The sequence below is a fragment of the Nonomuraea lactucae genome (assembly GCF_003313395.1).
GTDB lineage: Bacteria > Actinomycetota > Actinomycetes > Streptosporangiales > Streptosporangiaceae > Nonomuraea > Nonomuraea lactucae.
Genome location: NZ_QNFZ01000587.1, coordinates 1 through 2,020, shown reverse-complemented (window position 1 = coordinate 2,020; position 2,020 = coordinate 1). Strand labels below are relative to the sequence as shown.

Here is a 2,020-nt window from a genome sequence, read left to right as displayed (position 1 = left end):
GGGCGCCAGCGCGGCGCCGCGCAGGAGCTCACGCCGGCTGACGCCCTGCGCGCCGCCGCGTGGGATGCCGTGTGGGCTGCCGTGTGGGATGCCGTGTGGGCTGCCGTGTGGGCTGCCGCGCTGGGCGCGGCCCGCGTCGCTGGGCGGGGTGCTTCCCGGGAAGTCGGGCATGATGTCCACTCCTGACTGTTCAAGCTCCACGTCTGATGCGGCCCGCGTACCGGCTCTCCAGGGCCTTGTTGTGCTCGTCGCCGCCCGTCACGTTCACCGACAGGTAGACGGGCGGGGTCTCGCCGAGCGCCACCAGCCCGGCCACGGCCTCGGTGACCACCATCTGCGCGAGCAGCGCCGAGGTGATCGTGGACACGGCCCCGTAACCGCCGCCGCCGGGCAGGTCCAGGATCGAGTCGCCGTACGGCGCGCCGTTGTCGAGCACGACGTCGGCCAGGTCGAGCAGCTTGCGGCCGGACGGGTGGCGCGAGGTCATGCGGCTGCTGTGGCGCACCGAGGTCAGCGCGACCAGGGGGTGGCCGCGGTCCTTGACGATCGTGGCCAGCTCCACGACGGCGCCGTTCACGCCCGAGCTGGAGACGAGCACGAACACGTCCTGCGGCTCGACCGGGGCCAGGGCGTAGATCTGGTGTGCGACCGCGGGGTCGCGTTCGAGCTCGGGGGTGAGTACGTTGGGGGGCCGCCCGCCGTACAGGACGAGGTCGCGGGGGGTGAGACGGTTGCTGGGCACGAGCCCGCCGGCCCGGCCGGCGATCTCCATGGCGATGGCCTCGGAGTGCCCGGAGCCGAACGCGTTGACGACGCCGCCCGCGCGCAGCGAGGTGACCACCAGGGCCGCCGCCCGGCGCACCGGCTCCGCCTGCGTCTCGGCGACGTGGTGCGCGAGCTCCAGGGCCTTGGTCGCGTACGTCATTCAGCCTCGCTCCACCCGGTGGCTCTCCACGGCGCTGATGGTCCGCTCGAATGCCTCGTTGGTGCGCTCGTAGGTGCGCTGGGCGACCGCCACGTAGACGGCGTCGAGCACGAAGAGCTGCGAGTGGACGGCGGCCAGCCCGCCGAGCCGGAACGTGGTCTCGCGGCTGGCCGTGGTCAGCACGAGGTCCGCCAGCTCGGCCAGCGGCGAGCGGGCGAACGAGGTGACCGCGACCGTGGTGGCGCCGTGGCTGCCCGCCTCGGCGAGCGCCTCCATGACCTCGCGGGTGCGGCCCCGGTGGCTGATGCCGATGGCGACGTCGCCCGGCCCGAGCAGCGCGGCGTCGGCCAGCGCGACGTGCGCGTCGCCCGCGCTCCAGCCGGGGATGCCGATCCGGCGCAGCCGGCCTTCCAGCATGGTTGCCACGTTACCGCTGGTGGAGACGCCGACGAGGAGGACCCGCGAGGCGGCCACGACGGCGTCGGCCACTCGGGCGACGGTCCGGGATTCGAGCTGGGCGGCCGTGTCCTGGATGAGCCGGGCGTCGGCCGCGGCCATCACCTCGATGGCGGAGTCGAGCGGGTCGTCGGGGCCGATCTCGTGGCCGACGCCCGCGCCCCAGCCGGCCTGCGCGGCCCGGCCGGTCTCCGTGGCGAGCGCCACCCGCAGCTGGGCGTAGCCGGAGAAGCCGAACGCGCGGCAGAACCTCGTCACGGTCGCGGGCGAGCTGCCCGAACGCTCGGCGAGCGCGATGATCGTGGACCGGGCGGCCTCGGCGGGGTCGTCGAGGATCACCTCGCCGACGCGGCGCAGCGCCTCCGGCAGGCCGGGCAGCTCTGTGCGGATGCGCCCGAGGGCTCCTGGCGTCACGAACATTCCTTCCGAATCCCCGGCTTTCTCGCGAAAATTATTCTTGCTTCCCCGCCGCGTCAAGACCCAGAATCGGTGCCGTGAATCAGTCGTACGTGATCGGGGTGGACGCCGGCGCCACTGCCACGCGGGTCGCGGTGCACGCCCTCGACGGCACGCGCGCCGGCTACGCCCGCGCCGGAGCGGGCAACCCGAGCGCCCACGGCCTGGCCAGGGCGGTGGCGG

2 protein-coding genes are annotated in these 2,020 nt (G+C 74.2%); both read right to left on the bottom strand.

What is annotated here, in order from left to right; genetic code table 11:
• Positions 1-190: 190 nt before the first annotated feature.
• Positions 191-925, bottom strand: coding sequence for a sugar isomerase domain-containing protein (locus tag DQW85_RS23895; RefSeq protein WP_113702298.1), 735 nt, complete (start codon positions 923-925; stop codon positions 191-193).
• A complete protein-coding gene (locus DQW85_RS23890; RefSeq protein WP_113702297.1) occupies positions 926-1,801 on the bottom strand; it encodes a MurR/RpiR family transcriptional regulator in 876 nt (291 codons plus the stop codon).
• Positions 1,802-2,020 lie beyond the last annotated feature (219 nt).